The organism is Roseofilum sp., from assembly GCF_982964205.1.
In genome coordinates this window covers 39,541-64,725 of the sequence record NZ_CEZBFX010000008.1, presented here as the reverse complement: position 1 = coordinate 64,725, position 25,185 = coordinate 39,541, and the positions used below count along the sequence as shown (strand labels likewise).

Here is a 25,185-nt window from a genome sequence, read left to right as displayed (position 1 = left end):
CTTAAGATTGTAGGCTCAACTCGGGTAAACCAGGAAATAAGACCAACTCAACTTCCGCTAAGGCTCGATCGAAGTCATCATTAACAATTTGCACATCAAACTCGTCTGCGGCAGCAATTTCGATGATGGCACGGTTGAGACGGCGGGTAATTGCCTCTGGAGATTCGCTTTGACGATCGCGTAATCTGCGCTCTAACTCGGACATCGATGGGGGCAAAATAAAGAGTCTCAGAGCTTCGGGAAAGGAGGCGCAAATCTGCCGAGCGCCTTCTAACTCAATCTCTAATAATACCAGTATTCCTTGCTTGATTTTTTCCTCGACCTGTTGGCGAGGCGTGCCATAATAATTACCAGCAAATTGGGCCCATTCCAACAGTTGCTCCGCAGCGATTAAATCTTGAAACTTTTCTGGAGTGACAAAAAAATAATCTTTACCGTTCACTTCTCCAGGGCGAGGAGAACGAGTGGTCATTGAGACTGACAAATAAATATCCGGATGACGCTTGAGCAGCGATCGCACTAAAGTCCCTTTACCTACTCCACTCGGGCCCGTAATAACCACTAATTTTCCTGTCCCAACCGTTTGTATCATTCCCAATATATTCTAAACGTTATCCTCTGCTCCCTTAAGATTCCCGGTTACCCTTTTGAGACATCAGCCGGTGGGAAACGGTTTCTGGTTGAATGGCAGATAGAACAACATGGCCTGAATCCATAATTATCACAGCGCGAGTGCGTCTACCATAGGTGGCATCAATTAATTGTCCGCGATCGCGACATTCGGCGATCGCCCGTTTAATCGGTGCTGACTCTGGAGTGACGATCGCAATGACTCGATTCGCATGAATGATATTACCAAATCCAATATTAATCAGTTGAACCATAGGGGGATGGGGGAATCGGGGACGCGGGGACACGGAGACACGGAGACACGGGGAAATGGATGGGGAGAAAGGGGCTGATGCTCCCTGAGCGAAGCGCCGCAGCGTAGCCGAAGTGTCGAAGGGAGCCGATTGATTCAGGATTCGATTTATTCTACATTGAGGGTAGAGCGTTAAACGCTCCTATGAGGTGCATGGTTACAGACTCAAACCCTGAGTACAATACCCATTCCCTATTCCCCATTCCTTAGCACGAAGCGCCCTATCACCTATGCCTCCACGTTGGCCTCGAAAACCCGACCGTAACAACGATCCAGACTATCGCCGCTTAGATGACCGGATGAACTTTGCGCTCCATGTAGCGATATATGCCGCAACGAACTCCGGACTCTGGTTTGTTCATCAAATTAAGCCGGATACCCTCCTCTGGCTGACTTGGTTTAGCTTAGGCTGGTTGGGACTGTTGGCGATCCATGGAATCTTTATTTTTGCGATCGCCGACTACACGCCTTCTTCCAATCCCAAATAAATCCGCAAATTATTCCCCTCATCCCCCCATCTCCTATGGGATAAGGGGGATTTAGGGCGATCGAAATCCACCGGATAGCACAAGGAAGAGCGATAATCAGTCATTCCCCCTAGCTATATTGATTACTAGAAGCCGCCTCGATCTCCAAATTAAACAACGTCTTCAGAGTTTCCATGGCTTGCTTGCGAGCTTCAATATCCTGTTGGGCCCGCAGTTGTACCATAGGATCGTGTAGAATTTTATTCACAATTCCACGGGTGAGTGCTTCAATCACTTCTTGATGTTTCTCCGCAAACTCAGACCCCAAACGAGAAAGGGCTTTTTCTAGCTCTTGCTCGCGAATCGTCTCCACTTTATGACGTAAACAGTTAATCGTCGGTACAGTTTCCAGACTGCGCCACCATACCTCAAACGCTTCTACTTCTTCTTCTAATAAGCTTTCAGCTTCCATCGCCATTTGACGGCGACTTTCCTGATTTTGGGCAACCACTGCCTTCAAGTCATCCACATTATAGGGTTTGACTGAGGGTAACTCTCTCACATCAGCATCTACATTCCGAGGAACCGAAATATCAATTAAAGTTAAGGGGCGTTCTGGATTAACAATGGGTTCTAAATTGGCACGATTTAATAAGGGTTGGGTTGCTCCAGTACTGGTAAAAACCAAATCGGATGCCTGAACCACCTCCATCATTTCTCCCATGGGATGAAGCGCTAAAGAAGCCTCACTAAATTTATTGGCTAATTCTTCAGCACGCTGCATGGAGCGATTGACAATACTAATTTGAGTACCGCCTTTGGAGAGCAAGTGTTGTACCAACAAACGGGACATTTTACCCGCACCAATAATGGCAATCTTGCATTCTTCTAGGGTTTCTAATTTCATTTGGGCAAGTTCAACCGCGGCTGAACTAATAGAAACTGCACCTGTGCCGATGTTGGTTTCCGTGCGTACCCGTTTCCCCGCAGTAATCGCTTGTTTCATTAAGCGGTTGAGAATCCGACCCACACCTTTATACTGTTGGCCGAGTTTATGACCTTGTTTAACTTGCGATAAAATTTGCCCTTCACCGAGTACCAAGCTGTCTAATCCGGCTGCCACGCGCATTAAATGCATAATTGCATCTTCATGGAGGAGAATAAACAGGTGAGGACGCAATTGGGAGAGGGGCAGTTGGCTATGTTCGGAAAGAAATTGGGTCACTTCCCAAACGCCTTGTTGATTGTCACGAATCACCACATAGATTTCTAAGCGGTTACAGGTGCTTAGAATGGCAACTTCTTCGATATGAGGATAGAGCTTGAGGGTGGTGATGGCTTGTTCGAGTTGGGGTTCAGGAATACTGAGTTTTTCTCGAACTTCAACGGAAGCTGTTTTATGGCTTAAACCGATAACTGCAACATTCATGGGTTAATGTTTGTTAAGACAACTTGCTAAGATTTTGGGCAGATTATAAAGAAAAGATGGCTCCAATTAAACTGAAGACCATATGAGTAGAGAGTGCTAGGGTATTCCTAATTCAGATCAAACAACTCAACGTTTAATCCTAGTAATTAACCCCCTATCTCCCCATCCCCCCATCTCCTTAAAATGGGGGGATCTTTTACAGCAGAAACGACTGTAATTGAAAAGTTATCCTATTTTAATTGGATATTTTTGGGTGCGTCAGCCATATGAACAGTGTCTACAAACCGGGCAGTTTTGGACTGACTGGAAATGACCAAGCTATGGGTTCTGGCTCCACCGTGGAAATAGCGAACGCCTTCCATGAGGGTTCCAGGGGTAATGCCGGACGCGGCAAACAAGACGGTTTCTCCACAGGCAAGTTCTTCTGCATTGTATACCCGGTCTGGGTCTTCGATGCCCATGCTGCGTAGACGTTCGAGATTGCTTTCTTTGCTTTCGCCAATTAAGCCGGTTTTGACGATTTCTGGATCGTAGATGAGTTGACCTTGGAAGTGACCCCCTAAGCAGCGCATGGCAGCAGCGGAAATGACTCCTTCGGGAGCGGCTCCAATTCCCATGAGGGCATGGATATTGGTTCCGGAAAAGGCACAAGAAATGGCGGCGGATACGTCTCCATCGGCAATGAGGCGAACTCTTGCGCCAGCGCTACGAATTTCGTTGATCAGGTTTTTGTGACGAGGCCGATCCATGACGACAACGACTAATTCTTCTACGGAGCGATCGAGACACTCGGAGATGAGTTTTAGGTTTTCGGTCGCTGATTTGCGGATATCTACATGGTTTTTGGCCGCTGGAGGAGCTGCCAGTTTTTTCATGTAGAAGTCGGGAGCAGCGAAGAGTCCGCCTTTTTCAGAAATGGCAAGCACAGCCATGGAACCGGGTTGACCGTAAGCGACGAGGTTGGTTCCTTCGCAGGGGTCAACGGCGATGTCAATTTCGACTAATTCGTCGGGGTTGCAGAAGTCTTTGGCATCTTCACGGGCGCAAATGCCGACTTCTTCACCGATGTAGAGCATGGGAGCGTCATCCCGTTCTCCTTCTCCGATGACGATACGTCCGCGCATGTGGATTTGGTTCATGCGTTCGCGCATCGCTTCTACAGCGACTTGGTCAGCGGTGTTTTTTTCCCCTTTCCCCATCCAACGAGCAGAGGCGATCGCCGCTTGTTCGACCACTTCTATAATTTCTAATCCCAATGTGGTTTCAATCACAGTTTTTCTCCCTAGAGGTAATTCAGTGAAATGCTTATATTTAGCCGGTTTCAGTGTATCAGTCTATCAGAGTCTGGGGACAATGTTCGATCGCAGTCTCTCTGAGATTATGTTAAGTTTTGCATCGTTTATCTCCGATCCACTGCTCTGAGACCAGCCGGAGTTCACAGAAACCAGCTTTTGTGCAAATCTCCTATAATTATCGACAAAGACTCGCTTGAGCTGAAAACTACAGGAGCCATACCATGTCTGAAACTCAAGGAAATTCAGAATTATCTAAACCCGTGGAAACGGTGACTGAACAAAAAGAGGAGACCAGCTTTCTGGAACCTCTGCAAACCAAGGTCGGTAATATATTGGCCAGTTGGCAACTGAAAGTTGGACTGCTGGGGGCGGTTCTAGTGACGATCGCTCTAACGGTTTTCTTTTGGCAACATGAAGTGGCGGCTTTGGGTATGAGGCTCTGGTCAAGACAGGCCGGTGCAACCCCAATTGAATGTATGGTTAAGGATACCAATGGCGATCAGTATGTCAGTTGTAGCGCGATTCTCAACGACCAGGTGGTGCCTTTAGAATGTGGCGCAAGTATTTTTAATGTAGGCTGTCGGATTAATTATGGTGCAGCCGCGATCGGAGCGCGGAAATCGAGAGACTAGAGAGGGAATGGGGAATAGGGAATAGAGAATAGGCAGCAATGGGTCATGTTTCCGCGTTTCCCCCATTCCCCCACTCCCCCGCTCATCAAAGCGCTATCATAGTTACTAAGAAATATAAAGATTTGTAACATGATTGGCTTTTCTTCCCCTGGCTTCCAGAAACTGATTAAAAAACTGCTGTTGGGTAATGAACCCACACCGGAATTACTGGCGATTTTGCTGGTGTATTTTGTCCAAGGGATTTTAAGGCTGGCGCAATTAGCAATTAGCTTTTTTCTCAAAGATGATTTGGGTTTATCTCCTGCGCAAGTTGCTGCCCTAACTGGGGTGGCGACACTGCCTTGGATTGTTAAGCCTTTGTGGGGCTTTATTTCTGATGGTTTACCGATTTTGGGCTACCGTCGCCGTCCCTATCTGATTTTGTCGGGTTTGCTGGGAAGTTTGGCTTGGGGACTGTTGGGGACGGTTGTCGATAGTGCAGTTATGGCAACGGGGGCGATCGCCCTTAGCTCCCTCTCTGTTGCCATCAGTGACGTGATTGCTGACTCCCTCGTAGTTGAACGAGCCAGAACCGAATCCACCAGCCAAGTCGGATCGCTACAATCTCTCTGTTGGGCAACTTCAGCGATCGGAGGACTAATTACAGCCTATTTAAGTGGATGGTTATTGGAAATTCTCACGCCCCAACAAGTCTTTGGCATTACAGCGATGTTTCCCTTAATCGTAGCCATGGGAGCAGGGCTGGTTGTAGAATCCCCTATAACTGACTCTACTCCAGCATGGAAGACCATCAAACACCAGGTATCCCAGCTTAAAGAAGCCATCTTTCTCCCCTCCATCTGGAAACCCACTCTCTTCCTCTTCCTCTGGCAAGCGACTCCTTCCTCAGACTCTGCCTTTTTCTTCTTCGCTACCAACGAATTAGGCTTTCCACCGGAATTTCTGGGTCGTGTGCGCCTATTTACCAGTATTGCTGGATTAATTGGTATTTGGATTTTTCAACGCTTCCTCAAAGCCGTTCCCTTTCGGCAAATCTTTGGCTGGAGTACGCTGATAGCTGTCGTTTTTGGCTTCACTCCTGTTCTCTTGGTTACTCATACGAATCGGCTCTTAGGGATTGGCGATCGCTGGTTTAGCCTCGGAGATAGTGTCATCCTCACCGTCATCGGCGAAATCGCCTTTATGCCCGTTCTCGTTCTCTGTGCCAAACTTTGCCCCCCCGGTATCGAAGCCACCCTGTTCGCTCTCCTCATGTCCATTGCCAACCTCTCCCATGTCGTCTCCCAAGAATTGGGCGCTCTCCTCATGCATAGCTTTGGCATTACTCCCAACACCTTCGACAACCTCGCCCTGTTGGTTACCCTCACTAACCTCTCCTCCCTTCTACCCCTTCCCTTCCTGAAACTCCTACCAAGCGACAACACTCTCAGCACCCCACAAGTGGCAGACAACCCCATCCATCCTCTTCCAGATGAAGAGGGCGATCCAGAAAGCACTAAACCCTTAGCGGGACTCAAACAAATTTCAAGCCCAAACCAAGCGTAAACGTTATTTGTAAGTGGTATTCGAGCGTGGTTTTATTCCCAATTTCTGAACAATTAGAAAAATCTAGAGATGCAATCCTTTATGACCCAGAATATGCTTTGCTCAGAACGATCCTTAAATCTCATTTCCCAAATTTAGGAGATATAGCGTTTCTCAAATAGATGAGGCACAATAAAAACTATGCTTTCATTTACCAGTTTGTTACTCCTCTCTTCTAATGTACCTCACTAATTCGATAAAGGTTATAAAATATTTTTTTTGCACTGGATTCCAGACCCTGACATGGATTTTTATACTTTATTAATTGATGGGGAATACTGGCTTGAAGTTCACATATCAAGAGAGCCTCATGTCAGCAACCCAGTTTTTTTGAAGTTACAACAGTGGTGGATTTTCTAAAACAGAAACCTAAAATGTCTAAAAGGTCACGACGGGAATTTGAGACCGCTATTAAGCTTTCTAAAACAGAATGAGATGGCTGTTTAAGGGGAATTCAAAGCATGTCGCTCGATCTCCAGTTACACCCAACGTTCTCCTCACTGTTGAATAGTCTGTTTTTTCTCCTCAACAGTCACTGTAGCGCGATCTCCTCTTTCTTGTTAGCCTTCTTTGTCTTGACGTTCGCGATCTTTGAGGTGATACGGATCGTTATTGCGCTCGATTGAGCCCTATGAGCCCTCTCCTGCTCCTGCACCGCCACTTCTTCCGGCAAAAATACGAAAAAGTTAAGGTTTCCACAGCAATTGCCGCTCTTGACTCTAATCCACGAATTGCTCCACCAGTGGGCAGCGCTATACCAATGGGAAATTCCTGACTTAAGGTTTAAATTCTCCCCCTTCATCTCCATCCTTTGATAACCTGATATGAATAATCCAGTCTACTACCGCTTAGGAACCTGAATCATTAATGAATTCAACCATCACCGCGCTACCCAACCTCGATACTCAAACCCTACACGAACAGTTCTCCGATATAGAAGCTAGGGATATTGTACAATGGGCTGCTAGAACCTTTGGCGAAGGTCTAGCCATGAGTACCAGTTTCGGCATTCAATCGGCTGTGATGCTCCATTTGGTCACTTCTGTTGTGCCCAATATCCCAGTTATTTGGGTAGATACGGGCTATTTACCTCCAGAAACCTATCGCTTTGCCCATGATTTAACCCACAAACTTAACCTCAACCTAAAAATTTACCAATCTTCCATGAGTCCGGCCCATATGGAAGCTATTTATGGAAAACTCTGGGAACAAGGTACAGTAGAAGCATTAAATCAATACGATCAACTGCGTAAAGTTGAACCCATGCAACGAGCGTTAAAAGAACTTAACGTCACGGCTTGGTTAGCGGGTTTGCGCCGCGACCAAACCGATCACCGTAAGAGTTTACAGTTTATTAATCGTCAAGGCAATATTTATAAGGTTTTACCCATTCTGAATTGGAATTCACGGGATGTTTACCAATATTTAGTTGCCCATGATTTACCCTATCATCCGTTGTTTGATGAGGGGTATATGACTGTTGGAGATTGGCATTCTTCTCGTCCGCTCAGTTTGGAAGATGGGCATGAACGCGATACGCGATTCCAAGGTCTTAAACAAGAATGTGGATTGCATTTGCCCGAGACTGACGATGAGGCTCACAGTCTTGATTCTAGTAGTTTATAGCGTTTTGGACTGGGGAATAGGCAAGAGGGAATAGTCATTGCCTCTTGCCTATTCCCTGAGTAATAGAAGAGGAATGACTTTGCAAAAAATCACCTAAAATTTGATTAAAGGGTTCCGGCTCAACTAAAAAGGCCCAATGGTTACTGGGGACTGTTTCAATTGTTAAATTCTGAAGATAAGTGCGGTACGGTTTTAATTGCCAGTTTGTGCGATTGAGGCCTTTTTCTGGAGTAATTAATAAAGTGGGCAGGTCTAGGAGTTGAGTCAGTCCAGCAACTTGCATCACTTCTTTAAAGATTTCATTGCGAGCATCAACAGTGAATTTGCTTCCCCAAGTTCCATCCGGTTTAGATTCGATACTGTTTTGAAAAACTTGTTGCTGTAAATCGCTCCATCCCCGATATTGCTTGAGGGTTTTGGCTTTGGTTTCGGCAACCTCATAGCTGCTAAAGGGGCCCATCCCTTGCAAGAAGGGCAAGACGCGATAGAGTAAGGGAAAAGTGACCTCAAAAAATTTGGGGATTTTATCGATAAAAAAGGGATCGACTAAGGTCATAGTCCGGAAACGTTGGGAATTCTGACTTGCCCAGAGGGGTAAAAATTTTGCGGAAAAGGAGTGACCAATAATATGGGCACTTTTCCATCCCAGATGATCCATTAATGCTTCTAAATCAGTAATGAGGCGATCGAAGGTATATCCAGTTTTGGGTTTATCACTTTCTCCATGGCCGCGCAAGTCGGGGGCAATGCAATGGAAGTTTGGCCTTAGGGAGGAAGCGAAACTTGACCAAACGAGGGCATGATCGGCTAAACCATGCAATAACAAAACGGGTTCTGTGCCTGAGCAATGCCATTGAAGGTAGGATAATTGTAGATGATCTGTGGAGAATGTATGACGGATAGCCATGTGATGCTCTCTCTGGATTTACGATAAGGTGCGATCGCTATGTTTAATCTTCCCATGGGATTGATTGCTGGAGCAACTTACCCGTTTCGGGCTTTGGCCTTATTGGTGAGTACACCTAAATTACGCGGTTATGTGATTGTGCCGATTTTAATCAATATCTTGATTGGTATTGCGCTCTATGTGGGTTTAGTTTTCCCAGGTTTGGAACTGGTGAATACTCTGACACAGCAGTGGACGCTTCAATGGAATGACTGGATCGCTAGTTTACCGATATGGTTAGGATTTTTGACCGGGTTCACAGTTGTCTTGCATTGGCTGTTGAATGCTTTGGTACTGTTGGTGTTATTCCTGGTTACGGGCTTTTTGTTGGTTCAGTTTGGGGCAATTTTAGGGTCTCCCTGGTATGGTCAATTATCGGAACAAATTGAGAAAATACGCCTGGGACAACTGCCGCAGATCAATACTCATCCGTTGGCGATCGCCCAGGATATTTGGCGAGCCATCCTGTTTGAGTTAAAAAAACTACTGTTGATGGCGATCGCTGGTATTCCCTTATTGCTATTTAACTTTATTCCGGCGATCGGAACGCTGCTCTTTAGCATCGGCAGTTTAACCCTAGCGACAACCCTCGTTTGCCTAGATTTTTTTGATTCCCCTCTAGAGCGCCGCAAGCTTCCCTTTCGGCAAAAGTTAACCTTAGTTTGGCGCACGTTTCCCGCCAGTGCCACGTTTGGCTTAGTGTGTTTTGGATTGGTGAGTGTTCCGTTTATCAATATTTTAACGGTTCCCCTTTGTGTGTCTGGTGGCACTCTATTGTTCTGCGATCGCATTTGGCCCCATCATTTTACCCAAGAGCGATCGGATATAGCGATTGGTACTAGGGAATAGAGCAGTTCTAGTTAACGCGCTCCATTGATTCTATCCTTGGAGTAGAGAGCATTTCTTCCGACTCGGATGCTTCCATTTCTGAAGGGTTAGTCAAGGTTTCCAGGGGAGGAGATTCTATAGGAGCTATCGATTCTTCCAAAGGCGCAGAATCGACTAAATCGGGAAATTCGATCGCCTCTTGAGCTTCTTCTTCTAACGCTTCTGGAGTCTCGATTTCCTCTTCTATAACTTCGGGTTCTGGCGTTTCAATTTCTTCTTCTATAGTTTCGGGTTCAGAAGGGGATTCAATCACCTCTTCTACAACCGGAGATTCAGGGGTGATTTCCAAAGTCTCTTCTGGCTCTACAGCTTTATTACCAAAGGGATTAATAGACTTAACATCAAGTTGGTTCCATTTGGATTTTAGGCGATCTCGCCACTGATTCAGATTTAGTTGCTTACGCCATACTGGAGTTTCACTAACAACTGGTTCCGCTTCCTCTTCCACTCCTGAAGATTCCAGTATGATTTCTTCTGGTTCTACCGTTTCCATCGGTTCTGACTCTAGAGTTTCTAGACTCTCTTCTTCCACATCCACAGTTTCAGCAACCTCTTCTTCTACAGGTTCCTCTACCGCTGGAGTTTCCAAAACCTCTTCCTCTACCTCTGGAGTTTCCGGAACTTCTTCCTCCGCCGCTACTGGTTCTTCCTGCGGTTCTAAAACTTCCGTCTCTGGTACAGCAGGAGTGATATAGTCTGGATCGACAATACCTTGGGCCACTTCAGCACTAATTTCACCTCGAATCAGTTGAGACAGGGTATCCGTGGCTTCAGGATCGTAGGTTACCAACCGAGCAGTGGTATTGAAAACATTGTTAATCGGGTTACCCAGTTCATCTAGAATTTCCAGTTTGACCCAGTTTTTGCCTCGGTCAAATCCTTTCAGATACAAAGGTTCCCAGCGATCGAGGATAAACTCTTCTCCATTTACCGATGCCCGAATCCGCCAGTCTAGAATATTGTCCTCTGAATTTTCTTGCGCGACAACATGCAGAGGCGCATTGGTGAGATAGAAATCTAACAGAATGGGTTCGGCACCATACGTACCGATGGGATTGCTGTAGGTGAGCAGGGGAAGGTCAGGATTAGGGATTTGGTCTTCAGTTTGCGTAAAGACGTGAAACGTGGTTTGGGCGTAAGCACTTTCATTTTTGAAGCTCTCTCCCCAGGGAGTGGTGGCGAATACTCTAATGGTATGGGTTCCCGGATTGAGGTTGCTAAACCTAAGGGGTTGGGATAGGTCATAAAGGGTTGTGTAGGGTTCGTTGTCTAGGGTCACTTCCAGGTGAGGTCCTAGAGCTAGATTCGGGTCTTTATGTATGGGTAAGTCTTGAACTTCGAGTTTTAGGGTAAAGGTGGTGTCTTGGAGTGTTTGCTCAGGTTGAGGATTGAGGATTGTGACTTGGGGTTGGTAGCTTTCGAGAATTGGCCGTAGTTTTTGGATGGCTTCTGGGGGCGAGACTTCAGCGATTTTGGAGGGAACTTCCCGCTTAAGAGGATTGGAGATCCCGGAGGTGGGATTGGGGAGATTGAGGCTTCCTTGATCCCCACAACTGACCACTCCCAGGGATAGACCCAGCACTAACATGAGTCCTAAGAGGCTTGAAATCATGCGTTTCCCGATTTTCTGATGCAACACCGACATCCTTAATCCCTTGCACGTTAAAGTACAGCGCTATTTTATCACCAACCTGGAAGTCTCTAAACTGGGTCTCCTTCATTCCATTGAGTTTTGTAAATATTATTGATAGATTATTGACTTTTGTTCTGTTTTTTGAACAAAAAGCTATCTGAAGATTTAACCCCACACTTGATGAAGGCAAATTTGAATTATTGTTAAGTAGCTTCCTCAAAGGGAAGACAAGTCCTATAATTCACAGTCAGTACACTACTTAAAACCGGTGACCTTCTGGATCGCTTGATCCTAGTGAAACCTTCGGAGTATCGGGATCAAAGAGAAAAGGCTATAAAAGGGCAATGTCCTGAGTAAGGAAATTAAAATTCCTCAAATTCAGTAACAAAGCTTTACATAGCCCCACATCTTCAAAAAAAACCGCTCTTGAACATCAAGAAATCTAATCTTGAACATCAAGAGATCGCCGAATAGATCCCAAAACCACGTTAAAGTCCCTCACAGAACTAACCCTATTAAGTAGTGCCTAGCGTTCTGTAATGACGCTACTTGTCTAAAGAGAGGAGAGTCTCAATGACAACTACCCCAAAGGAGCAAAAAGCAAAGGCGAGGGTGGTCGTCGATAAAGACCCAGTCCCCACTTCATTTGAAAAATGGGGCAAGCCGGGTCATTTTGACAGAACCCTAGCTAGAGGACCCAAAACCACAACCTGGATTTGGAATCTTCACGCCGATGCTCACGATTTCGATAGTCATACCAGCGATCTAGAAGACGTATCTAGAAAAATCTTTAGTGCCCATTTCGGTCATTTAGCTGTTGTATTTGTCTGGCTAAGTGGCGCTTATTTCCACGGTGCTAAATTCTCAAACTATGAAGCTTGGTTGAGCGATCCTCTCGGAATTAAACCGAGTGCCCAAGTGGTTTGGCCCATTGTCGGCCAAGATATTCTTAACGGTGATGTTGGTGGTGGATTCCACGGAATCCAAATTACCTCTGGGTTATTCCAACTCTGGAGAGCCTCCGGCTTCACCAACTCTTACCAACTCTACTGCACCGCGATTGGTGGGTTGGTGATGGCTGGCTTAATGTTATTTGCCGGTTGGTTCCACTATCACAAAGCAGCTCCCAAACTGGAATGGTTCCAGAATGTGGAGTCGATGATGAACCATCATCTATCTGTACTGCTCGGTTGTGGTTCCCTCGGTTGGGCCGGTCACCAAATCCACGTTTCCTTACCGATCAACAAGTTGTTGGATTCTGGAGTAGCTCTCAAGGATATTCCCTTGCCCCATGAGTTTATTCTCAATCCCAGCTTGATGACGGAACTATACCCCAGTGTAGAGTGGGGAGGTCTCGGTGGAATCCAGCCTTTCTTTACCCTGAATTGGGGTGCTTTCAGTGACTTTTTAACCTTCAAAGGTGGACTCAATCCGGTCACTGGTGGATTGTGGTTGTCTGATACAGCCCATCACCATCTGGCGATCGCCGTCCTCTTTATCATTGCTGGCCATATGTACCGCACCAACTGGGGTATTGGTCACAGCATGAAGGAAATCCTAGAAGCTCACAAAGGCCCCTTCACTGGAGAAGGCCACAAGGGATTGTATGAAATCTTCACAACCTCTTGGCACGCTCAACTGGCACTCAACCTAGCGTTGTTGGGATCATTGAGTATCATTGTGGCTCATCATATGTATGCGATGCCTCCGTATCCATACATCGCTACAGACTATCCGACTCAACTCTCCCTGTTTACTCACCATGTTTGGATTGGGGGATTCCTGATTGTCGGCGCGGGCGCTCACGCAGCTATCTTTATGGTTCGTGACTACGACCCTGCGAAAAATGTTGATAACTTGTTAGACCGGGTGATTCGTCATCGGGATGCAATTATCTCTCACCTCAATTGGGTTTGCATATGGCTAGGCTTCCACAGCTTTGGCTTGTATGTTCATAACGACACCATGCGTGCGTTAGGTCGTACCCAAGATATGTTCTCGGATACGGCAATTCAACTTCAGCCTATCTTTGCTCAGTGGGTACAGAATCTACATAATCTAGCTCCTGGCAACACAGCCCCCAATGCGTTGGCTAGTGTAAGTCCTGCCTTTGGTGGTGATGTCGTAGCTGTTGGTGGAAAAGTAGCTATGATGCCGATCGCGCTGGGAACAGCCGACTTCATGGTTCACCACATCCACGCCTTTACCATCCACGTTACGGTACTCATCCTGCTCAAAGGTGTTCTCTATGCCCGTAGCTCTCGTCTAGTTCCTGACAAAGGCAATCTGGGCTTCCGCTTCCCCTGTGATGGTCCGGGTCGGGGCGGTACTTGTCAAGTCTCAGGATGGGATCATGTCTTCCTGGGTCTGTTCTGGATGTACAACTCCCTGTCCATTGTAATTTTCCACTTTAGCTGGAAGATGCAATCGGATGTTTGGGGAAGTGTATCCTCTGATGGAACCGTTTCCCACATCACTAATGGTAATTTTGCCCAAAGTGCAATTACCATCAATGGCTGGTTGCGTGATTTCTTATGGGCGCAAGCGTCTCAAGTAATTACGTCCTACGGGTCTGCTTTGTCCGCCTATGGCATTATGTTCCTAGCTGGTCACTTCATCTTTGCCTTTAGTCTCATGTTCCTCTTTAGTGGTCGTGGATACTGGCAAGAGTTGATTGAATCAATTGTTTGGGCCCATAATAAGCTCAAAGTCGCACCCGCGATTCAGCCTCGCGCCTTGAGTATCATTCAAGGTCGCGCTGTAGGGGTAGCCCACTACCTCTTGGGAGGAATTGTCACTACTTGGGCATTCTTCCTGGCTCGCATTATTGCAGTAGGATGAGGTCGAGAAGGACTTAAACATGGCAACGAAATTCCCCAAGTTTAGCCAAGACCTCGCACAAGATCCCACAACTCGTCGGATCTGGTACGGGATAGCTACCGCCCACGATTTTGAAACCCATGATGGAATGACGGAAGAAAATCTTTACCAAAAGATTTTCGCCTCCCATTTCGGTCATCTGGCAATCATCTTCCTGTGGACTTCTGGCAACCTGTTCCACGTAGCTTGGCAAGGTAACTTTGAACAGTGGATCAAAGATCCTCTCAATGTCCGTCCCATTGCTCACGCGATTTGGGACCCACAATTTGGACAAGCAGCGATCGATGCTTACACTCAAGCTGGTGCTGCTAACCCTGTAAACATTGCTTATTCTGGTGTCTACCACTGGTGGTACACCATTGGAATGCGGACGAATGGCGATCTGTATCAAGGAGCGATCTTCCTTTTGGTTCTAGCTTCGTTGATGCTGTTCGCTGGCTGGTTACACCTCCAGCCCAGTTTCCGTCCTAGCTTGTCTTGGTTCAAGAACGCTGAATCCCGTCTGAATCACCACTTGGCTGGTTTATTCGGTGTTAGCTCTCTGGCTTGGACCGGTCACTTAGTTCACGTCGCAATCCCCGAATCTCGCGGTCAGCACGTGGGCTGGGATAACTTCCTTAGCACTTTGCCTCACCCGGCTGGTTTGGTTCCCTTCTTCACAGGGAACTGGGGCGTATATGCGGAAAATGCAGATACGGCTGGTCATGTGTTTGGCACATCTGAAGGTGCAGGAACCGCAATTCTAACCTTCTTAGGTGGTTTCCATCCCCAAACTGAGTCTCTGTGGCTCACCGATATGGCTCATCACCATTTGGCGATCGCAGTTCTCTTCATCGTTGCTGGACATATGTACCGCACGAACTGGGGTATTGGCCACAGCATGAAGGAAATCATGGAAGCCCATAATCCTCCCAAAGGAACCCCCTTTGGAGGCATGATCGGTGACGGTCATAAAGGAATGTACGATACCTACAACGAATCGTTACACTTCCAGTTGGGATGGCACTTGGCTTGTCTAGGTGTTGTGACTTCTCTAGTCGCCCAACATATGTATGCCATGCCTCCTTATGCTTTCATGGCTAAGGACTACACCACCATGGCAGCTCTATACACCCATCACCAGTACATTGCTGGATTCCTGATGGTAGGGGCTTTTGCTCACGGTGCAATCTTCTTAGTTCGGGACTACGATCCAGAAGCCAACAAGAACAACGTATTGGCTCGGATGCTTGAGCATAAAGAAGCTCTTATTTCTCACCTGAGCTGGGTTTCCTTGTTCCTCGGTTTCCATACCCTGGGACTGTATGTTCACAATGATGTTGTGGTTGCCTTTGGCACTCCTGAGAAGCAAATCTTGATTGAACCTGTGTTTGCTCAGTTCGTTCAAGCTTCTTCCGGTAAGTTAATGTATGGAATGGATGTTTTACTGTCCAATCCTGACAGCATTGCTTATACCGCATTCCCCAATCACGCTAACTTCTGGCTACCCGGATGGTTAGATGCGATTAATAACAACTCTAACTCTCTGTTCTTACCCATTGGCCCTGGTGATTTCTTGGTTCACCATGCGATCGCCCTTGGTCTGCACACCACCACCTTAATCCTTGTGAAAGGTGCGTTGGATGCACGGGGTTCCAAGCTGATGCCCGATAAGAAAGATTTCGGTTACAGCTTCCCCTGTGATGGCCCCGGTCGTGGTGGTACTTGCGACATCTCTGCTTGGGATGCCTTCTACCTCGCCATGTTCTGGATGCTCAATACCCTAGGCTGGTTAACCTTCTACTGGCACTGGAAGCATCTGGCTATTTGGCAAGGAAATCTGGCTCAGTTCAATGAGTCCTCTACCCACCTCATGGGTTGGTTCCGCGATTACCTGTGGTTAAACTCCTCTCAGTTGATCAATGGATATAATCCCTACGGCATGAATAACCTGGCTGTTTGGGCTTGGATGTTCCTCTTCGGACACCTGGTCTGGGCAACTGGATTCATGTTCCTGATTAGCTGGCGTGGTTACTGGCAAGAGTTGATTGAAACGATTGTTTGGGCCCACGAGCGTACTCCTCTAGCGAACTTGGTTCGTTGGAAAGATAAGCCCGTTGCTCTGTCTATCGTTCAAGCTCGTGTAGTTGGTCTAGCTCACTTCACTGTTGGCTACGTCCTCACCTATGCAGCCTTCTTAATTGCCTCCACTGCGGGTAAGTTCGGTTAAATCCTTCTGGACCGATCATTAACTGATAAAAACCCCTCACCTTCGGGTGGGGGGTTTTGTTGTCCGATACAGCAGGGAAAGGGATAATCAAGGAATCAGGATTTGAAACTCCTTTTTCACAACGTGACAGAAGAGGGATATCATGGGTTTCTTAAACCCAGTTCGATCGCCTCAATGACAGACTCCAATACCTTCACTCGTGCATAAAGCTTATCGTTGCCAGCGACTACTGTCCAAGGAGCATTGGGTGTATGGGTACGGCCAATGGCCTGATTCACTGCAACCTCGTATAGTCCCCATTTTTCGCGGTTTCGCCAATCTTCATCAGTTAACTTATACTGCTTAAAGGGGTCATCCTGGCGAAACTCAAAGCGCTTTAACTGCTCTTCTGGACTTACATGAAGCCAAAACTTAACCAAAACATACCCTGCATCGGTCAACATGGCTTCAAATTCGTTAATCTCACGATAGGCTCTCCGCCATTGAGTATCGGTAGCAAAGCCTTCAATGCGTTCAACTAAAACCCGGCCATACCAGGTTCGGTCAAAAATACCAATTTTGCCAGCGGTGGGTAAATCTCGCCAAAATCGCCACAGATAATGATGCATTTTTTCCTCCGCCGTCGGTGCAGAAAAGGCTTTGACTTCATAACTGCGAGGATCTAAATTATCGGTTAAGCGCTTAATGGCTCCGCCTTTTCCAGCCGCATCCCATCCTTCAAATAAGGCTAATACGGGCAATTTAGCCTTAAAAATCTTCAGTTGTAATTCTTGCAATCTCATCTGGGCTTTTTTTAGCCGTTTCTGATACTCTTTCTTAGAGAAGGAAGCACTCAGATCGACCCGCGCCAGGAAATCCGGTTCTGTGGGTTCTAAATGCTCTTGGGGAGGAAGAGAAGGGGGAATGAGTTGACTTTGACTGCGATCTAAGGCTTCTCGCAGGGTAGCGGCTACGGTTTGTAATACTTTGACTTGGGCCCAGCGTTGACAGTTGCCTTCGACTAATGTCCAGGGGGCAAACCCAGTGCTGGTTTGAATAATCATTTCTTCTGCCAGCATCCGATAGTCGTCATACCGTTTGACCTGTTGCCAATCTTCATCCCTCACTCGCCAGGCATTGAGGGTGTCTTTGGCATAGGCTTTGAGCCGTTGCTTGAGTTCTTTTTTACTCAGATGAATCCAAAATTTGGCGATCGCACAACCATCATCGCTCATTTGCCGCTCAAAAGCGTTAAGATGGCGCATCAGAGCGGGAACTTGAGCTTCTCGAACACGATTAAATAGCCGGTCTTCGAGAACATGGGTATACCAGCTATGGTAAAACAGCCCAATGCTGCCGTAGTGGGGGATTTTCTGCCAAAATCTCCAGAGGACAGGATAATTTTTTTCTTCGGTGTTTGGCGGCCAAATGGGATGCAGTGCAAATCCCCTGGGGTCCATATACCCAATCACTTTTTTGACTAGAGCGCCTTTACCAGCGGCTGCCCATCCTTCAAGCACGACGATCATGGGTAATTTTTTTTCCCAACAGGCGTGTTGAAGCGATCGCAACTGTTGCATCAGATCTTCTATTTCTATTTTGTAGCGGTGCTTGTCAAGAGAGCGATCGAGATCCAGTTGCTTGAGCATTCGTGTATATATCCTTGTATGGTTCTCGTTCTATGATCTGCGATCGCTTCCTGATTTTTCCAATCCTTTGGCTTATTTTTAAATTTGCACCCATATCCTATCCTGGGCAACATGGAGAAATGACTTAATTCTTTTTACATATAATTTGATACGCTAAACCCATGGTAACTGAAGAGATTTCATGATGGAATATCACTCCTACAACACTCAATTCCCTGCTCTCACTTGCGCTTAACAAGGGGCTGAGTGCCCCTTGCCTCTTAATGATCGATTAGGGGAAACCTTAGAAAGAAATGGTTTCAGGATTCAGAATAGTTAACTTATTCATTTAAAGCGTCAGCTAGATTAGTTGCATTTTGTTCCATAATCGTCAAATACATCGTGGGTTCAGTACTGGTTGAACCTCCTGTTTCGATTGGATCAAATGTACTAACTTCAATTTTGAGATCTTGAGCTAGAGTTTCAAAGGCTTTAGTGTTTCCTTGCTGCTCTTGGAGTAAGGCTTGAATTTGTTCTGCTTGCACAATTTCGATCAAGCGGCGCACATCTTCAGGAGAGGGATTTTCTTCCGGAATGTCTACCAAGAATTCAGCTCTGAGACCATAACTCTGAGCAAAATAATTGGCAAAATCATGGAAGGTGATAAAGGTTTGTCCGGCGTAAGGTTTCAGTTGTTCGGTAATCTGAGCATCTAAGCTTTTCAGTTCCTCGATAAAAGCAGCAGCATTTTGGGTATAAACTTCTGTTCCTTCTGGATCGGCAGCAATTAAAGCATCACGAATATTTTCGACTTGCTCAATTGCTCGTTTGGGATCGAGCCAAATATGAGGATCGAATTCTCCATGATCATGGTGACCATGCTCGCGATCGTGGTCGTGGTCGTGGTCGTGGTCATGATCGTGGTCGCGATCGTCTTCGTCACCATGGTCGTGGTCATGATCGTCTTCATCACCATGGTCGTGGTCATCATGGTCTTGTTCTGCAAACTTTAATGGTTCAATACCGGAACTTGAATCAACGATGATTAAATCGGTATTCTCGGCATTGTTAATGAGGTCATCTAGGAAAAATTCTAGTTCTAACCCATTTTTAATCAATATATCCGCTTGGGCGATCGCCTGAACATCACCAGGTTTGGCTTGGAAGTCATGGGGGCCGATGTTGGTTGGTAGTAATTGTATGACTTCTGCGCGATCGCCCGCCACTGCCTTCGTAAATTGGGTAATCGGCAAAAATGTGGTCACTACCTCCAAGCCGTCTTGCTCTTCGACAACGGCTGTATTTTGCCCTGTAATGGGTTCAGTGCTGGAGTTAGAAACACAACTGACGAGAGATAGGGCAGTGAAAACCGCGATCCCCAATTGACTTACTCTCTTTCCTGGAATGATCATGGACTTAAATTAGAATGATTATCATTGTATTTTAGCAGGAGGAGCAAAAAAATGTTCGCTTATTGGCACTCTTTTTCCTCAAACCCACGATTGCCGGTCACGGAAATTAGACAAGAAAACTCTAATACACTCTCACCCGTTCCCTGATTATTGATAATCGCATTTCCTCGTCCTCCTTGAGAAGCCTTAACTACAATATTGCCATGGACTTGATTATTTTCAATTCTGACATTATTCATCCCACTTGCTCCTCGATTGGTATCGGCACTGACGTAAATATTCGATTTCCCAATTGGAGCAGGTAAGAGGAGATTATCCGCGATTGTCACATTTTCAATCTCAGGAATTTTATAAATGCCAATATACGCATTACCTTGATTTCCCCGAATCACTGCTCCCTTAACCGACGTTCCTCCACAGCACTCTTGAATTAAAATCCCTTCTCCATCCACACTCCAATACCGATTATCCATAATTTGATGGCGATACACCTCATACTCATTTCCCTCAATAGTAACCTGATGTCCTGACCAATCAATCCCTCTATTTTCAAACGTATTAGCATTTCTGGGTTGACCTAATCCTGTCGGGTGAGTCCACACTTGCTTTCGCTGTTTATCGTAAATTTTATTGTCTTTAATCACCAATCCTTGACCAGAAGCTTGAATCCCAGAGCGCATCGTATGATAAATCCAATTATCTCGAATGGTAATTCCGTGACGAAATAATCCAGGTTGAGTCCTGGGAGTTTCTGCTAAACCGAACTGGCCAGAGCGATTCACGGCAATCCCATGATGGGCGCTATAATCGAAAGGGACACGACTACCTTGAGCATAAGTAATAATCTGTTTTTTCTTCAGTCCTTTCACTTTATATCCCGGTTGCTCATAAGTATCGGTAATCCGATCGTTGATGCGATTATTGGCGACTAAAATATGTTCATAGCCATTAATTTTAAAATTGGCACTAAAGCGACTTGCAAACCGCATCCAAGCATCTTGAAAAGAGCGATCGGGTACTCGACTGTCAGGATAGGCAACATTATTACTACGAATCCCAAATAGGATGATATTTCGGTTCTTTGCTGAGTTCAAATCTGGTACAATCTGCACTCCTGCGCGATTAATATCTAAATAGACTAACCCTAGATTACTGTCTGTTTCAGGATGAGCCGTACGAATCGTCTTAAATGCCGTGTCGTTGGCAGTTCCTTCTCCCGATAACTGGGGTTTATACTCGGGGAAAACCAAACGGGAGCGGGGTTGAAAGTCATCGAATTTTGCGTTGGTTATCTTCGGACGCTCTCCCCGCAGAATAATTCTATTGTCTAAAACCAGATCCTCGGAAAATTCATAGGTTCCGGTGGGAAAATAGATGACTCCTCCCCCGTGTTCCATGGCTGTTGCTTTGGCTTGCTCAAACTGGCGATCGCTGTTTTCTCCCGGAAAGTCCTTAATATTATACACGCATCCCCAAGGTAAGCGATCGCTCCAGGGATAAGCCTCTTTTCCATACCAATCGGCGATCGGATTAGTTTCCAGAACTGAATAATCCGCAGGACAATCGAGATCTGCAACTTGAATAATAGATACCGGTAAAGGCTCTAGATTAATACTTTCTAGAAAGAGATTCAAAAATAGAATATAACTGAGCAAGCATAAAATACCCATCCACCCTATGCTAAAAACTAATTTCTTGTATTTCCTCCATAATTTGCGGTTCATAAATTTGACCGTTGTCTCCCCTCAATACTTCCGCTGGAAACCTTTATAATCAATCAACACAGCTCGTTATCTAAAGGATGACAACAAAATCTATTTCTCCCTAACTTCTTAGCTTGATATAATGCCTGATCGGCAGCATTAATCAGAGATTTTACAGACCACTTATCGGATGGTATTACACTGCTAACTCCTAAACTCAACGTTACATACCGATCGATTTCAGACTCCTCGTGTATAATCTGCAAATCAGCCATTTCCTTCTGTAAACTACGAGCTACATCGCAAGCTCCATTCCGATTTGTACTGGGCAAAATTATAGCAAACTCTTCTCCACCATATCGAGCAACCAAATCCCCTGGTCTTCTCGCTGCTTTCGTCAATGCACCAGCAATTTCAATCAAACAATCATCCCCTGACAAATGCCCATAAAAATCATTATATTTCTTAAAATAATCTACATCACACAAAACCAAGGATAGGCATTTTTGTTCCCGTTTCATTCGCAACCATTCTTTTTCTAATACAGAATCAAAAACGCGTCTATTCGCTACCTGTGTCAATCCATCTCGATTAGCTAAACGTTCTAACTCTTGGTTCGCTATTTCTAGTTTTTGATACAATTTCGACTTTTCTAAAGGTGAAGCTAATTGATTGACAACTGCTTGAATTAAATCCACCAAATAATCCTGGCAATCTTCAACGCTTAATTTATAAAAAACTAGAATCGCTAAGACTCTTTGGTTGGCAACAATAGGGACACCAAAAACCGATTTAAATCCCGACTTTTCAGCCATTTTTTTACCCACACATAAATCATCTAAATAATCACAACAATCATGAATCCATTCTGGTTTTTGAGATGTCCAAATTCTACCAGGCAAACCTTGATTAGGAGCCAAGGCAATCTGGGCACTTTTTTCTTGAAATTCTTGAAATTGCTCTCTTCCAGTTTCTAGACAAGGAATATAGGTTAACCAAGTTTCCTCATGATTAGGAATCCAAGCTTCTGCATAATCCCACAAGATATGACGGCAGACTCGATCTAAAACTTGAGAAATAGCCAGTTGAATATCAAAAACATCATTGATTATTTTAGTAACATCTAACATTAAACTCATCTCTCCTTGAGTTTTCTGCAATTGTCTATTCTTGATCTCTAGAAAATTATTATTGAGTTGTAATTCTCGTTGTAAATCTCTTAATTCCAGATGATGTTTAACCCGAGCTAACAGTTCCTCCATTTGAAACGGTTTCGTCAAATAATCGGCTCCTCCCAATTGAAATGCTTTAGCCTTATCCATTCCTTCTTGAAGAGCGCTCAAAAAAATGACCGGGATATCAGAGGTTTTGGGATTTTGCTTCAGTTCTTGACAAAAAAGATACCCATTCATTTCAGGCATCATGATATCCAGAAGAATTAAATCAGGCTGGAAATGGTCAAGACTGGTGAGTGCAAATTTACCATTAGCGGCTAAACGAACTTCATAACCTTGCTGTTGCAAAACAGTTTTCAGTAGTCGAAGATTTTCTGTAAAATCATCAACGACTAACAGTTGTGGAGACAGGTTAGAATTAAAAGACTGAATCATGTTTTTAAATAAGAGTTGTATAAGCTACAAAGTTTAACTATAAAGACAATTCTCAATTATCAGGCTCAATCATCAAGATTAAAGCCATGTAAAGGGATAGAGTTTAGTAACTGAGATTCAGAGGACTAAAGATCTTAATTCTCATGATATGGCATGTTCAAATAATCAGCCATGCGATCGCACAAGCAATGGGTTGCGCGATCGCCCCCTACCTCACCTCTGACCCTAACCCCCAACTGTCAAAAGGGTTTAAAATCCAATCAGCACACCTGATATTCTCTCAAACCCTGTGACAACTCAACAGTTATCTCCAAAACTCTCAACCCCTCAAACCTGGCTCTGGCAAAACCATCGAATTATCTATACGGTTCAGGGCGAGGGTATTCCCCTTGTCCTACTCCATGGTTTTGGCGGGTGTGTGGGTCATTGGCGCAAAAATATCCCCATGTTAGCCCAGGCTGGATATCAAGTGTTTGCCCTCGATTTACTAGGGTTTGGAGCTTCAGATAAACCCCCTTTAGACTACTCTATGGATCTCTGGTATAGCCTGCTTCAGGACTTTTGGGCAACTCATATTCAACAGCCAGCCGTATGGATTGGTAATTCTATTGGCGGACTGTTGAGCTTAATGATTCTAGCCCAAACTCCAGAGCGGGGACAGGCTGGCGTTTTGATTAACTGTGCTGGAGGATTGAACCATCGTCCTGAAGAGCTGAATTTTCCCTTACGGATAATCATGGGAGCATTTACCCGTTTGGTAAGTTCTCCGGTTACTGGGCCATTTCTGTTCAATCAGGTGCGACAAAAACATCGTATTCGCAGGACGCTCCACCAAGTCTATATGTCCTCCGAGGCTATTACAGATGAGCTAGTAGATTTACTCTATCAACCCTCCTGCGATCCTGGCGCACAAAAAGTCTTTGCTTCGGTATTAACTGCTCCTCCAGGGCCAAAACCGGAAGAGTTATTAACCCAAGTCAAACAGCCCTTGTTGGTCTTGTGGGGCGAAAATGACCCTTGGACTCCGATTAGTGCAGGTAAGCTGTATCGTTGTTTGGCTCAAACCCGCGCAGATGTTGAGTTTATCTCGATTCCGAATGCGGGTCATTGTCCCCATGATGAATATCCGGATTTAGTAAATCGGTTGATTTTAAGGGGTTTGACTCAATTTTGAAGTTAGCCAATCATCATAGCGCGATCGCCGGAAACCACAGTTTCGATGGTAGATCAATATTCTGACAGTAGAACGGGGATTTAGATTTTTGAAAGATCCTTATTTTTTAACCGATAGTGTCTTTCTGAAATCCCCTCACAGAATAGAAGCTTTAGGACTGCTGATGGGGCTGTACTTATTGGTTTGGCATGGTTATGCAATCCCGACTTTTGAGTTGATCTTTTCAGCAAAACACCACTGATAAAGGTTGCTACACCGACCTTAGCGGCTAATGCCAAAAGCAATATAATTGTGGGGAATTAACTCGGTATGATCGTAATCGTTAACGACCTGACTTGTTTCAGCATCGTACACCCAATCGCTCCAGTCCCACACGCGCCTTTCTTTTTCTGGGATTTGCACGGCGACGTAAACCCCTTCAGCTAAACGGGCTCCTAGAGGATTGCTGCCAAAATCTAATCCCAAGTAAAAATCCTGCACGGGAACATTTTTTCGGCGACGAGCAATCGCTTTAGTCAAACCAACCGCCATCGCTGATAGAGGCGCGATCGCTGGCTGTACGGTTGACGATAGCTTAAGTCCAGCTTTAAATACGTCGGACTCCAAAAACTTTACAGCAGCCTCGTCTTCTTCGTTTTTGATATTGACCGTATAACACTTAAAAGGAATTCCATCATTACCGACATTCAACCCAACGAAGATAGGATAATTGATAATAGCCGCTCTTTCTCCTTCGCGCACGCGATAGGTGCTGTTGAAGTGCAAATGCTCTTGGGTGTTTTGTAATTGGTTTTGAGTATAAAAATCAAACAATATTTGGTGAGTGTCACCCCCAGGATAGGAGGCTACGCGCAAGCAGTTTAGCGTAATTTTAATACGAGCATTTTTGAGCGATAGGTCGGGATTAATATTTCCGGCAGATTTAATGGGAATAATTTTAGTGTTAGCAGGCACCGGAGCAATGTAGCCAAAGGTATGAGCGGCGTGCTGCCAGGGTCTTTCAAACAGACTCCATCCAGAAAAGGTACTTGCAGCCGGTTGCCGGTCTTCCGCTGCTAAGAGCGCTATAGCCAACTCCTCCTCTCCTATCTCGCGCAATTTGGCCGCTGCTTGCGTCACGGGCATTTTACCTATCGCGGGTAAGTCATCGAACCAGTTTACATTCATA

At 45.5% G+C, this 25,185-nt stretch carries 19 protein-coding genes; 8 read left to right on the top strand and 11 right to left on the bottom strand.

Annotated elements, in window-relative coordinates:
- Nucleotide 1: 1 nt before the first annotated feature.
- Nucleotides 2–592 (bottom strand): guanylate kinase, encoded by a 591-nt coding sequence (gene gmk, locus AC3A14_RS04175; RefSeq protein WP_318731372.1) that lies wholly within the window; start codon nt 590–592, stop codon nt 2–4.
- Nucleotides 593–626: 34 nt separating this feature from the next.
- Entirely contained in the window at nt 627–884 is a 258-nt protein-coding gene (gene remA, locus AC3A14_RS04170; RefSeq protein WP_318700019.1) for an extracellular matrix/biofilm regulator RemA, read from the bottom strand.
- Between the two features lie 268 nt (nt 885–1,152).
- Here remA and AC3A14_RS04165 point away from each other — a divergent pair, with 268 nt between their 5' ends.
- Complete coding sequence (locus AC3A14_RS04165; RefSeq protein ID WP_271945350.1) at nt 1,153–1,410, top strand: 2TM domain-containing protein; 258 nt, start codon at nt 1,153–1,155, stop codon at nt 1,408–1,410.
- Nucleotides 1,411–1,519: 109 nt separating this feature from the next.
- Here AC3A14_RS04165 and AC3A14_RS04160 read toward each other — a convergent pair whose 3' ends face one another.
- Both AC3A14_RS04160 and glpX read right to left on the bottom strand, forming a co-directional pair.
- On the bottom strand, nt 1,520–2,818 hold the full coding sequence (locus tag AC3A14_RS04160) for a glutamyl-tRNA reductase (RefSeq protein WP_271945352.1): 1,299 nt from the start codon (nt 2,816–2,818) through the stop codon (nt 1,520–1,522).
- Between the two features lie 230 nt (nt 2,819–3,048).
- Nucleotides 3,049–4,086 carry a class II fructose-bisphosphatase gene (glpX, locus tag AC3A14_RS04155; RefSeq protein WP_413038722.1) on the bottom strand — a complete coding sequence of 346 codons (1,038 nt, stop codon included), beginning with the start codon at nt 4,084–4,086 and terminating at the stop codon, nt 3,049–3,051.
- A gap of 248 nt (nt 4,087–4,334) precedes the next feature.
- Here glpX and AC3A14_RS04150 point away from each other — a divergent pair, with 248 nt between their 5' ends.
- The 3 genes from AC3A14_RS04150 (at nt 4,335) to cysH (ending at nt 7,955) form a co-directional block, all read left to right on the top strand.
- Nucleotides 4,335–4,745: a hypothetical protein gene (locus AC3A14_RS04150; RefSeq protein ID WP_318731373.1), complete on the top strand. Its 411-nt coding sequence runs from the start codon at nt 4,335–4,337 to the stop codon at nt 4,743–4,745.
- Between the two features lie 129 nt (nt 4,746–4,874).
- Complete coding sequence (locus AC3A14_RS04145) at nt 4,875–6,290, top strand: folate/biopterin family MFS transporter (RefSeq protein ID WP_318731374.1); 1,416 nt, start codon at nt 4,875–4,877, stop codon at nt 6,288–6,290.
- A 906-nt stretch (nt 6,291–7,196) separates the two neighbouring features.
- A complete protein-coding gene (gene cysH / locus AC3A14_RS04140) occupies nt 7,197–7,955 on the top strand; it encodes a phosphoadenosine phosphosulfate reductase (RefSeq protein ID WP_318731375.1) in 759 nt (252 codons plus the stop codon).
- Nucleotides 7,956–7,989: 34 nt separating this feature from the next.
- On the opposite strand, the gene AC3A14_RS04135 is transcribed toward cysH, so the two are convergent.
- Nucleotides 7,990–8,862, bottom strand: a complete 873-nt coding sequence (locus tag AC3A14_RS04135) for an alpha/beta fold hydrolase (protein WP_318731376.1) — start codon at nt 8,860–8,862, stop codon at nt 7,990–7,992.
- A 39-nt stretch (nt 8,863–8,901) separates the two neighbouring features.
- Between AC3A14_RS04135 and AC3A14_RS04130 the strand changes: the two genes are divergently transcribed.
- Nucleotides 8,902–9,750 carry an EI24 domain-containing protein gene (locus AC3A14_RS04130; protein WP_318731377.1) on the top strand — a complete coding sequence of 283 codons (849 nt, stop codon included), beginning with the start codon at nt 8,902–8,904 and terminating at the stop codon, nt 9,748–9,750.
- A 7-nt stretch (nt 9,751–9,757) separates the two neighbouring features.
- Here the strand turns inward: AC3A14_RS04130 and AC3A14_RS04125 are convergent, their stop codons facing one another.
- Complete coding sequence (locus AC3A14_RS04125; protein ID WP_318731378.1) at nt 9,758–11,401, bottom strand: hypothetical protein; 1,644 nt, start codon at nt 11,399–11,401, stop codon at nt 9,758–9,760.
- A gap of 594 nt (nt 11,402–11,995) precedes the next feature.
- On the opposite strand from AC3A14_RS04125, the gene psaA reads away from it, so the two are divergent.
- Entirely contained in the window at nt 11,996–14,263 is a 2,268-nt protein-coding gene (gene psaA / locus AC3A14_RS04120) for a photosystem I core protein PsaA (RefSeq protein ID WP_318731379.1), read from the top strand.
- Between the two features lie 19 nt (nt 14,264–14,282).
- On the top strand, nt 14,283–16,511 hold the full coding sequence (gene psaB, locus AC3A14_RS04115; protein ID WP_271945369.1) for a photosystem I core protein PsaB: 2,229 nt from the start codon (nt 14,283–14,285) through the stop codon (nt 16,509–16,511).
- 140 nt (nt 16,512–16,651) lie between these two features.
- Here psaB and pap read toward each other — a convergent pair whose 3' ends face one another.
- From pap to AC3A14_RS04095, 4 genes are all read right to left on the bottom strand, one after another.
- Complete coding sequence (pap, locus tag AC3A14_RS04110; protein WP_318731380.1) at nt 16,652–18,139, bottom strand: polyphosphate:AMP phosphotransferase; 1,488 nt, start codon at nt 18,137–18,139, stop codon at nt 16,652–16,654.
- Nucleotides 18,140–18,459: 320 nt separating this feature from the next.
- A complete protein-coding gene (locus AC3A14_RS04105) occupies nt 18,460–19,530 on the bottom strand; it encodes a metal ABC transporter solute-binding protein, Zn/Mn family (RefSeq protein ID WP_318731381.1) in 1,071 nt (356 codons plus the stop codon).
- 59 nt (nt 19,531–19,589) lie between these two features.
- Nucleotides 19,590–21,254 (bottom strand): hypothetical protein, encoded by a 1,665-nt coding sequence (locus AC3A14_RS04100; RefSeq protein ID WP_318731382.1) that lies wholly within the window; start codon nt 21,252–21,254, stop codon nt 19,590–19,592.
- 53 nt (nt 21,255–21,307) lie between these two features.
- Entirely contained in the window at nt 21,308–22,843 is a 1,536-nt protein-coding gene (locus AC3A14_RS04095) for a diguanylate cyclase domain-containing protein (RefSeq protein ID WP_318731383.1), read from the bottom strand.
- 289 nt (nt 22,844–23,132) lie between these two features.
- On the opposite strand from AC3A14_RS04095, the gene AC3A14_RS04090 reads away from it, so the two are divergent.
- Nucleotides 23,133–24,017, top strand: coding sequence for an alpha/beta fold hydrolase (locus tag AC3A14_RS04090; protein ID WP_318731385.1), 885 nt, complete (start codon nt 23,133–23,135; stop codon nt 24,015–24,017).
- 261 nt (nt 24,018–24,278) lie between these two features.
- Here the strand turns inward: AC3A14_RS04090 and AC3A14_RS04085 are convergent, their stop codons facing one another.
- Nucleotides 24,279–25,184, bottom strand: coding sequence for a hypothetical protein (locus tag AC3A14_RS04085; protein ID WP_318700037.1), 906 nt, complete (start codon nt 25,182–25,184; stop codon nt 24,279–24,281).
- Nucleotide 25,185: the final 1 nt, after the last annotated feature.

What these genes read in the sequence shown, in the direction of transcription:
- gmk (WP_318731372.1), bottom strand. Translation starts at nt 592, where the DNA reads ATGATACAAACGGTTGGGACAGGAAAATTAGTGGTTATTACGGGCCCG.
- remA (WP_318700019.1), bottom strand. Translation starts at nt 884, where the DNA reads ATGGTTCAACTGATTAATATTGGATTTGGTAATATCATTCATGCGAAT.
- AC3A14_RS04165 (WP_271945350.1), top strand. Translation starts at nt 1,153, where the DNA reads ATGCCTCCACGTTGGCCTCGAAAACCCGACCGTAACAACGATCCAGAC.
- AC3A14_RS04160 (WP_271945352.1), bottom strand. Translation starts at nt 2,818, where the DNA reads ATGAATGTTGCAGTTATCGGTTTAAGCCATAAAACAGCTTCCGTTGAA.
- AC3A14_RS04150 (WP_318731373.1), top strand. Translation starts at nt 4,335, where the DNA reads ATGTCTGAAACTCAAGGAAATTCAGAATTATCTAAACCCGTGGAAACG.
- AC3A14_RS04145 (WP_318731374.1), top strand. Translation starts at nt 4,875, where the DNA reads ATGATTGGCTTTTCTTCCCCTGGCTTCCAGAAACTGATTAAAAAACTG.
- cysH (WP_318731375.1), top strand. Translation starts at nt 7,197, where the DNA reads ATGAATTCAACCATCACCGCGCTACCCAACCTCGATACTCAAACCCTA.
- AC3A14_RS04135 (WP_318731376.1), bottom strand. Translation starts at nt 8,862, where the DNA reads ATGGCTATCCGTCATACATTCTCCACAGATCATCTACAATTATCCTAC.
- AC3A14_RS04130 (WP_318731377.1), top strand. Translation starts at nt 8,902, where the DNA reads ATGTTTAATCTTCCCATGGGATTGATTGCTGGAGCAACTTACCCGTTT.
- AC3A14_RS04125 (WP_318731378.1), bottom strand. Translation starts at nt 11,401, where the DNA reads ATGATTTCAAGCCTCTTAGGACTCATGTTAGTGCTGGGTCTATCCCTG.
- psaA (WP_318731379.1), top strand. Translation starts at nt 11,996, where the DNA reads ATGACAACTACCCCAAAGGAGCAAAAAGCAAAGGCGAGGGTGGTCGTC.
- psaB (WP_271945369.1), top strand. Translation starts at nt 14,283, where the DNA reads ATGGCAACGAAATTCCCCAAGTTTAGCCAAGACCTCGCACAAGATCCC.
- pap (WP_318731380.1), bottom strand. Translation starts at nt 18,139, where the DNA reads ATGCTCAAGCAACTGGATCTCGATCGCTCTCTTGACAAGCACCGCTAC.
- AC3A14_RS04105 (WP_318731381.1), bottom strand. Translation starts at nt 19,530, where the DNA reads ATGATCATTCCAGGAAAGAGAGTAAGTCAATTGGGGATCGCGGTTTTC.
- AC3A14_RS04100 (WP_318731382.1), bottom strand. Translation starts at nt 21,254, where the DNA reads ATGAACCGCAAATTATGGAGGAAATACAAGAAATTAGTTTTTAGCATA.
- AC3A14_RS04095 (WP_318731383.1), bottom strand. Translation starts at nt 22,843, where the DNA reads ATGATTCAGTCTTTTAATTCTAACCTGTCTCCACAACTGTTAGTCGTT.
- AC3A14_RS04085 (WP_318700037.1), bottom strand. Translation starts at nt 25,184, where the DNA reads ATGAATGTAAACTGGTTCGATGACTTACCCGCGATAGGTAAAATGCCC.